This is a genomic window from Actinomadura logoneensis (genome assembly GCF_003428695.1).
In the GTDB taxonomy this organism is placed as follows: domain Bacteria; phylum Actinomycetota; class Actinomycetes; order Streptosporangiales; family Streptosporangiaceae; genus Spirillospora; species Spirillospora logoneensis.
Window position 1 is genome coordinate 1 of sequence record NZ_QURH01000028.1, and the last position, 8,334, is coordinate 8,334.

An 8,334-nucleotide genomic window follows, 5' to 3' on the forward strand; every position below is an offset into this window, starting at 1 on the left:
GGCGGGCGGCCCGTCCGGGACGGCCCTGCCGGGGGCGCCGGGCGCGCTGCCTGTGGGCGGGCCGGCCGGCTGGGAGATCGTCGACCCGTCGCGGACTCCGCCGAGCCTGCTGTGGCCGGAGTTCGAACGCGACCCCTACCCCCTGTACCGGCGGCTGCGCGAGGAGTTCCCCGTCGTCCGCGACGAACCCCTGGACGCCTGGCTGGTCAGCCGGTACACCGACGTCCGGATGGCGCTGTCGGACCCCCGCTTCACGTCCCGCAACTACGCCTGGCAGCTCGCGCCGATGTTCGGGTTCACGTCCCGCAACTACGCCTGGCAGCTCGCGCCGATGTTCGGGCGGACGGTGCTGCAAATGGAGGACCGCGAGCACGCCGCGCACCGCTCCTTCCTCACCCCCGCGTTCCGCGGCCGGGCCCTGACCTGGCTCACCGCCGCGATCGAGCGCACCACCGCCGACCTGGTGGACGACCTGGCCGCCCGCGCCCGACGCGGCGACGGCGTGGTCGACCTCGTGGAGGGCTTCTGCCACCGGCTGCCGATCGCGGTGGTCGTCACGGCGCTCGGACTGCCCGTGGCGGACGCGCCGCTGTTCCAGGAGTGGTACAAGGCGGGCTTCTCCTACCTGAGCAACTACCGGCAGGACCCGGCGACGCTGGAGCGCGGCCTGTCGGCCCGCGACGAGCTGTACCGCTACCTGGCGCCCTACGTGGCGCGGCGGCGGGTCGCGCCGGGCCGCGACCTGCTGTCGGTGCTGTGCACGGCGGAGGTGGAGGGCGCGGCCCTGCCGGACGACATGGTGCTGGGCTTCTGCGGGATGCTGCTGGGCGCCGGCGGGGAGAGCACCGACAAGGGGATGCGGTCGATGCTGGCGAACCTGCTGGACCGCCCCGGCACGCTCGCCGCGCTGCGGGCCGCCCCCGACGGGCTGGCCGCGGCGTGGGTGGAGACGCTGCGCCGGGACCCGCCGGTGCAGGTGGTGCTGCGGCAGACCGCCGAGGCCGTGGACCTGCCGTCCGGGCGGGTGCCGGGCGGCGCGACCGTCGCCTGCCTGGTCGGCGCGGCGGGCCGCGACCCCGAGCGGTTCGCCGACCCGGACCGGTTCGACCCGTCCCGCCTGGCCGACGACCCGGACCGGCAGTTCACCGCGGCGGCCGGGCACCTGGCCTTCGGCGTGGGCCGCCACTTCTGTCTGGGCTCGCAGCTGGCGCGCGCCGAGGCCGAGATCGGCGTGCGGTCGCTGCTGGAGGCGTTCCCCCGGATGCGCTGGGCCGACGGGTTCCGTCCCCGGTACGGCGGCCTGCTCACCCGAGCCCCCGAGAAGCTGATGGTCAGCCTCCGGTGATCCGGGTGCCGGAAGGCGGCACCGCACGCTGACCGGCACGGACGCCCCCGGTGCCCGTGCCTGCGCGGGACATTTCGGAGTTCGGCGAAACGTCCGCCGGTGAGCATGGGCTCATGAGCTCCCCCACTGAGATCCGCCAGGAGGCCGTGCCGGCCGTCGGGGCCGCGCGCCGTCGCGCCGCGCTCGCGGTGGTGTGCGCCGGGATGTTCCTGGTGCTGCTCGACGTCACGATCGTCAACGTCACCCTGCCCGGCATCAGCCGCGCGCTCGGCACCGGCCTGGCCGGGATGCAGGGTGTCGTGGACGGCTACGCGGTGGCGATCGCGGGCCTGCTGCTGGGCGGTGGCGCGCTGGGCGACCGGTTCGGGCACCGGCGGATGCTGGTGGCCGGGCTGGTGCTGTTCGGCGCGGCGTCGCTGGCGTGCGGGCTGGCGTCCGGTCCGGGTCCGTTGATCGCGGCGCGGGCGGTGCAGGGCGCTGGCGCGGCGATGCTGCTGCCGGGCAGCCTGGCGGCGGTCACGCGGATGTTCCCCGACCCGGCGGAGCAGGCGCGGGCCCTCGGCGCGTGGGCGGCGGTGTCGTCCACGGCCCTGCCCGCGGGGCCGCTGCTCGGCGGGCTGCTGGTGGACGGCCCGGGATGGCGCTGGATCTTCCTGCTGAACGTGCCGATCGTGGTGGCGGCGGTCGCGGGCGTCCTGCTGCTGGTGTCCCCCGACCCGTCCGCGCGGCGCGGGAGCGGGCGCCTTGACCTCGCGGGCCTCGTGCTCGCCCCGGTGACGCTCGGCACGCTGGTGTGGGCGGTGATCCAGCTCGGCCACGGAGACCGCGTCGCCGTCCTCGCCACGGCCGCCACGGCACTGGTCAGCGCAACGGCGCTGGTCCTGGTGGAGCGACGGGCGGCCGACCCGCTGTTCCCCGCGGCGCTGATGCGGGCTCCGGCGTTCCTCGGCGCGAACGGGGCGTCGCTGGTGATGAACCTGGTGACCAACGGGACCCTGTTCGTGGTGACGCTGTGGCTGCAGCAGGTGCAGGGCAGGTCGGCGCTGGTCGCCGGAGCGATGCTGCTGCCGATGGCGGCCCCGCTGGTGCTGCTGGCTCCCCTGAGCGGAATGCTGAACGCGCGCTTCGGACCGCGGCTTCCCGTCCGTGCGGGAATCGTGACCGCCCTGTGCGGAACGCCCGCCCTGCTGTTCACCGGCCCCCACGCCTCGTACGCGGTGCTGGTGCCGACGCTGCTGCTCATCGGCATCGGGGACGGTCTGATCACGGCGTCGGCGGTGTCGGCGGCGATGCGGACGGCGCCGTCCGGCCTCGTGGGGCTCGCGGGCGGCTTCAACAACACCGCACGCCAGGTCGGCACGGCTCTGGGCGCGGCGGTGTTCGGCTCGATCGCCGGGTCGCCCCTGCACGGCACGGCGTTCGCGAGCGGACTCCACACGCTGGCATGGGTCAGCGCCGCCCTGTGGCTGGCAGCTCTGGCCGCCACGGCCCTCATCCGCCTCTGACCCGTGAGGAGTCACGGGCGCTGCGCATGACGATGGCGGGTGCGTGGGAAATGCGGTTGGTCGGGGGTGCGGCGGGCCGGTACAACCGTGGGCATGTTGCACAAGTACCCGCGGACCCGGCACCTGCGGGGGTCCCGGCTCCAACCGGGCGACCACGATCTGTCGGCCGCCCCGTTCGAGGAGATCGCGGGCCGGTACCTGGTGGTGGAGGAGAAGCTGGACGGCGCGAACGCCGGGATCAGTTTCACCCCGGCGGGCGAGCTGCGGTTGCAGAGCCGCGGGCACTACCTGACGGGCGGGCCGCGCGAGCGGCAGTTCGCGCCGCTGAAGGCGTGGGCGGCGTCCGTCCGGCACACGCTGTGGCCGCGGCTCGGCGACCGGTACGTCATGTACGGCGAATGGCTGTACGCCAAGCACACCGTCTTCTACGACGCGCTCCCCCACTACTTCTGCGAGTTCGACATCCTCGACCGGCAGGACGGGATGTTCCTGTCGACGCGGGAGCGGCGCGCGCTGCTGGACGGTACGCCGGTCGTGTCGGTGCCGGTCCTGCGGACGGGCCCGGTGGCCGACCTCGGCGAGCTGACGGCGCTGGTCGGCCCGTCCACCTGCCGCACGCCGCGCTGGCGGGAGGCGCTGCGGGACGCGGCGGCGGCCATCGGCGCCGATCCCGAGCGCGTCGCGGCCGAGACCGACGCCGCCGACGAGATGGAGGGCCTCTACGTGAAGGTGGAGGAGGGCGGCAGGACGGTCGGCCGCTACAAGTGGGTCCGGTCGGGGTTCCTCACCGCGATCCTGGACGCGGGCACGCACTGGCAGGACCGGCCGATCGTCGCCAACGGCCTCGCGGACCCGGGGGTGCTGTATGCGGGTGTGGGATGAGCTGTGCCCGGCGCCGCCGCACTGGACGGTGCCGTGGGACGGGATCACCGAGGCGTTCGCGTGGGTGCGGCGGCTGGCGGGCGTCCCGCAGGACGCCGTGCACCACGCCGAGGGCGACGTCGCGACGCACACGAGGATGGCGTGCGAGGCGCTCGCCGCGTCCGCCGAGTGGCGGACGCGTCCGGCGGACGACCGCGCGCGGCTGTTCGCGGCCGTCCTCATGCACGACATCGCCAACCGGACTGCACGCGGCACGAGGACGACGGGTCGGTCACCGCGCACGGCCACTCGCGGCGCGGTGACCTGCTGGTGCGGCGGATCCTGTGGGAGATGGGCGCGCCGGTGGCGTGGCGCGAGCACGTGGCGGCGCTGGTGCGGCACCACCAGGTGCCGTTCTGGGCACTGGAGCGTCCGGACCTGCGGCAGATCGCGTTCCGGGTGAGCCTGCTGGCGCGCAACGACGACCTGGTCCTGCTCGCGACCGCCGACATCCTCGGCCGGATCTGCGGCGACACCGAGGAGGTGCTGGAGAACATCGCGCTGTACCGGGAGTACTGCGCCGAGCAGCGCTGCCTGGACGCCCCGCGCGCGTTCCCGTCCGACCACGCCCGGTTCTGGTTCTTCCGCCGCCCCCACCGGGACCCCGACTGGGCGGCCTTCGACGACACGCGCTGCACGGTGACGGTGCTGTCGGGGCTGCCGGGGGTCGGGAAGGACCACTGGATCGCGGCGCACCGTCCGGGCCTGCCGGTGGTGAGCCTGGACGCGCTGCGCGCGGAGATGGGCGTCGCGCCCACCGGGGACCAGCGTCCCGTGGTGGCGGCGGCGCAGGAGCGGGCGCGCGCGCACCTGCGGGCGGGCGAGTCGTTCGTGTGGAACGCGACGAACGTGTCGCGGCAGCTGCGGGGGCAGACGATCGGCCTGGTCGCGGACTACCGGGGACGGGTGGAGGTCGCGGCGCTGGAGGCCGCGCCGGACGTGCTGCGCGCCCGCAACCGGGGCCGTCCCGCGCCGGTGCCGGACGCGGTGGTCGACCGGCTCGTCCGCCGGTGGGAGACGCCCGACCCGACCGAGGCGCATCACGTGGAGTGGGTCGCCACGGGCTGACGCCACGGGCTGACGCCGCGGTGACGCACCCGCGACACGCCGGGCGACGCCGACCGGTCCGCCCGCGGCGCGGCGGGCCCGGCGGACGGGGTGAGGCGGGAGGCGGTGTTCCGCGCTGAAGTGCGGCGCTCGGGGGCCTGCCGGTAGGGGGCATGATCGGGGAATCCCTGTCGCGCGGCCGGTACCGCGACCGTAGGATCGTTGAATGCTCAAGCCCGCGTACCCGATTCGGACCGAACGTCTGGACCTGCGGCCGTTCCGCGACGATGACCTCGAGGCGCTGTACGCCTACCAGTCGCTTCCGGAGGTGGCCCGGTTCCTGTACTGGGAGCCCCGGTCGCTGGAGGAGTCGCGGTCGTTCCTGCGGGAGAAGAAGGTGGCGGACGGCTGGGACCGCGAGGGCGACTGGCTGGCGCTGGCCGTGGAGTGGCGGGAGCGCGGCGAGGTGATCGGCGAGGTCAACCTGCAGTGGAGCAGCCGCCGGGACCGCAGCGCCGAGATCGGCTACATCTTCAACCCGTCCTACCACGGCAAGGGGTTCGCGACCGAGGCGGCGCGGGCGGTGCTGCGGCTGGCGTTCGAGGAGGCGGGCCTGCACCGGGTGGTCGGCCGGCTGGACGCGCGCAACGACGCGTCCGCGCGGGTGCTGGAGCGGCTGGGGATGCGGCGCGAGGCGCTGCTGGTGGAGAACGAGTTCGTCAAGGGCGAGTGGGCCAGCGAGGTCGTGTACGCGATGCTGCGCCGCGAGTGGGACGCGCAGGCCGCCGTCCGCTCCTGATCCTCCGCCCGGCGTCCCCGCGGGGGTCCTCGGCGGGTCGGGCGGGGTCAGAAGAACAGCAGGACGGCCCCGGCGGCGTGCCCGACGACGACCAGGACGAGCCCGGCGAAGAAGATGTACTTGGCGGTCGGGTGGTCGAACTGGCCCTTGGGGGTGGCGCCCTCGACCGAGCGGCGCTGGGCCCGGTCCTCCAGCTCGTCCAGGCTGGGCAGGAACGATGGGCGTTTGAAAGCCATGCGGGTCAGCCGTCCTCGCGGGTGTGCCGGGGCCAGGCCCAGGGGAAACGGGCCGCTTCCCTGTATACCCGAGCCTCGGGAAGGCCCGCGCCCGACCCCGGGCGAAGCGGCTGCGGCGGTCGGGGTCACCGGGTCGCGGCGTCCGTGGACAGCTCCGCGGCCTCCGGGTCGCGCTGCTCGGGAACGGGGGCCGGGCGGGGTTCGGGGCCGATGACGGCGCGGCCGATCGCGCCGAGGACGATGCCGAGGGCCCATCCGGCCAGGGCGTCGGTGGGCCAGTGGTAGCCGAGGGTGACGACGGCGACGGCCACGGCGGCGACGAGGGTGTGGACGGCGATCCACCAGCGGCGGGAGGCGTTGAGGAGCGCGGCGGTCACGGTGAGGCAGGCGGCGGCGTTGGCGGCGTGCCCGGAGGGGAACGACAGGTAGCCGTCGGTGAACAGCTGGTCGGCGCCGGTGCGGGGCGGGGTGCGGGCGAAGCCGACCTGGGCGGCGCGGATCACGGCCTCGGTGGCGAGCAGCCAGGCCCCGGCGCGGACGGCCGTCCAGAGGCTGCGGCGGCGCCACGCGGCGAGCAGCGCGGCGAGGCCGGTCAGGCTGCCGACGAGCCAGTACTGGCCGCCGTTGACGATGGTGCGCCAGGACCAGTGCCAGGCTCCGGTGCGGGGCGGCAGGCCGTCGGCGAACACCCAGGAGTCGGCATGGCGGAGCAGGCCGCCGGCCAGCACGTCGAGTGTGGTGGCGGCGGCGACCAGCGTCGCCAGGAGCGGAAGCGCCCGGTTCCGCATGCCGCGGACGGGCAGGCGCCCGCCCCCCGATCGGAGCCCCTGCATGCTCTGATCCTGCCTCATCCGCCGAGGTGGGAGCGCCCGTCGGGCCCGATGGCCACGTTTTCGGCACCGCCTCCGCACATGATTCTCATCACCGCGGATCGGCGACGCCACGCGGTCCGGCACGGTCCGGCACGGCTCCGGCACGGCCTGGCGCGGCCCCGGCGCGGCCCCGGTGCGGCCCCGGTGCGAACGGATCGCCGTGGCCGGGGCCGTGCCGGGCTCGGGTGTGCGGAGCGTGCCGGTCGGGTCAGCCGCGCGGGTAGCGCAGGCCGTGGCCGAAGGGGTAGAGGGTCTGGTCGGGGTGCCCGGCGACCGGGATGGTGACGGGCAGGCGTCCCTGCGGCGGGTTCGCGCCGAACAGGGTCGCGGCGGCCGAGCGGAGCGCGTCGGGAGTGTAGGAGTAGGTGGCCAGGTAGGTGGGCGCGGCAGGGAAGGCGTTGATGTCGTAGGCGTCGCGGACGGCCACGACCACCACGGGCCTGCCGGTGTCGATCAGCGCCTTGACGAGGTCGGCCTGGCCGGGCCCGTTGTGGCCCTTCTCGGTGGAGGTGTCCCAGGCGCGGTTGGTGACCACGACGGTGAGGTCGTGGGCGCGGGCCGCGGCGGCGGCCGAGGCGATCGCGGCGGGCGTGGGGCTGAGGCCGGTGTCGTGGGCGTCGGCGGTCGCGCCGTACCTGCCGATCTCGGCGGCGAGAGTCGCGGTGGTGCTCGTCCCCCAGCCGGTCACGTGGACGCTGCGCGGTCCCGGCTTCAGCGGCAGGGTGAGGCCGCCGGGCTGCGGATCGTTCCTGACCAGGGTGGTGGTGCGGTCGGTGGCGCGGCGCGCGGTCGCCAGGTGCTCGGGCGCCCCGACGACCCGGCCGACGCGGGACTCGTCCACGTAGGGGTCGGTGAACAGGCCGCGGCGCTGCTTGAGCTCCAGGACGCGGTAGACCGACCTGTCGATGCGGTCCTCGGTGAGCTCGCCGCCGCGCACCGCGGCCACCACGGCGTCCAGCTGGGTGGCGAACTTCCCGGCGGGCGGCTTGAGCAGGACGTCCACCCCGGCCTTGAGCGCCAGGACGGGCACCCGGTCGTCGCCGTACTTGTCCCGGACGCCCTGCATGTCGAGAGCGTCGGTGATCACCAGGCCCTGGTAGTGCAGCCGGTCGCGCAGGATGCCGGTGACGATCGGCCGCGACAGCGTCGCGGGGTCGCCGGACGGGTCCAGGGCGGGCACGACCAGGTGCCCGGTCATGATCGAGTCGGCGCCGGCGGCGATCGCGGCGCGGAACGGCGGCAGGTCGATGCTCTCCCACTGGGCGCGGGTGTGGCGGATGATCGGGACGGAGGTGTGGCTGTCGGTGTCGGCGTCGCCGTGGCCGGGGAAGTGCTTGGCGGTGGCGGTGACGTTCGCCGAGCGGTAGCCGCCGAGCTGCGCGGTGACCATCCGCGCGACCAGGCCGGGGTCGGAGCCGAAGGACCGGACGCCGATCACCGGGTTGGCGGGGTTGACGTTGACGTCGGAGTCGGGCGCGTAGTCCTGGTCGACGCCGATCGCGCGCAGTTCGGTGCCGGTGATGCGGGCGAGGGCGCGGGCGTCGGCGGGGCGCCGTCCGGCGGCCAGGGCCATCGCGCCGGGCTGCTGGGTGGCGGGCGCGCCGACGCG

Annotated in this window: 7 protein-coding genes and 1 pseudogene; 5 read left to right on the forward strand and 3 right to left on the reverse strand. The window is 75.2% G+C overall.

The annotated features are described in order from the left end of the window. The 5 genes and pseudogenes from DZF91_RS01665 to DZF91_RS01685 all read left to right on the forward strand — a co-directional run. Positions 1–1,345 (forward strand): cytochrome P450 (locus tag DZF91_RS01665; RefSeq protein WP_235834000.1); only part of this gene is annotated, 1,345 nt, incomplete at its 5' end. Between the two features lie 113 nt (positions 1,346–1,458). Continuing rightward, positions 1,459–2,850, forward strand: a complete 1,392-nt coding sequence (locus DZF91_RS01670) for an MFS transporter (protein WP_235834002.1) — start codon at positions 1,459–1,461, stop codon at positions 2,848–2,850. 93 nt (positions 2,851–2,943) lie between these two features. Next, entirely contained in the window at positions 2,944–3,732 is a 789-nt protein-coding gene (locus DZF91_RS01675) for an RNA ligase family protein (RefSeq protein ID WP_117355752.1), read from the forward strand. After that, a pseudogene (locus tag DZF91_RS01680) lies at positions 3,716–4,839 on the forward strand (AAA family ATPase). The gene DZF91_RS01675 and the pseudogene DZF91_RS01680 overlap by 17 nt, the downstream one beginning before the upstream one ends. A gap of 205 nt (positions 4,840–5,044) precedes the next feature. Beyond that, positions 5,045–5,617, forward strand: coding sequence for a GNAT family N-acetyltransferase (locus DZF91_RS01685; protein WP_117355753.1), 573 nt, complete (start codon positions 5,045–5,047; stop codon positions 5,615–5,617). A gap of 47 nt (positions 5,618–5,664) precedes the next feature. Here DZF91_RS01685 and DZF91_RS01690 read toward each other — a convergent pair whose 3' ends face one another. The 3 genes from DZF91_RS01690 to DZF91_RS01700 form a co-directional block, all read right to left on the reverse strand. Next, positions 5,665–5,853 carry a hypothetical protein gene (locus DZF91_RS01690; protein ID WP_117355754.1) on the reverse strand — a complete coding sequence of 63 codons (189 nt, stop codon included), beginning with the start codon at positions 5,851–5,853 and terminating at the stop codon, positions 5,665–5,667. A 125-nt stretch (positions 5,854–5,978) separates the two neighbouring features. Then, positions 5,979–6,686 carry a phosphatase PAP2 family protein gene (locus DZF91_RS01695; RefSeq protein ID WP_117355755.1) on the reverse strand — a complete coding sequence of 236 codons (708 nt, stop codon included), beginning with the start codon at positions 6,684–6,686 and terminating at the stop codon, positions 5,979–5,981. Positions 6,687–6,933: 247 nt separating this feature from the next. Beyond that, a partial coding sequence (locus tag DZF91_RS01700; RefSeq protein WP_117355758.1) for a glycoside hydrolase family 3 protein occupies positions 6,934–8,334 on the reverse strand: 1,401 nt, incomplete at its 5' end.

Coding starts and splice junctions, on each gene's coding strand:
- DZF91_RS01670 (WP_235834002.1), top strand. CDS start 1,459: ATGAGCTCCCCCACTGAGATCCGCCAGGAGGCCGTGCCGGCCGTCGGG.
- DZF91_RS01675 (WP_117355752.1), top strand. CDS start 2,944: ATGTTGCACAAGTACCCGCGGACCCGGCACCTGCGGGGGTCCCGGCTC.
- DZF91_RS01685 (WP_117355753.1), top strand. CDS start 5,045: ATGCTCAAGCCCGCGTACCCGATTCGGACCGAACGTCTGGACCTGCGG.
- DZF91_RS01690 (WP_117355754.1), bottom strand. CDS start 5,853: ATGGCTTTCAAACGCCCATCGTTCCTGCCCAGCCTGGACGAGCTGGAG.
- DZF91_RS01695 (WP_117355755.1), bottom strand. CDS start 6,686: ATGCAGGGGCTCCGATCGGGGGGCGGGCGCCTGCCCGTCCGCGGCATG.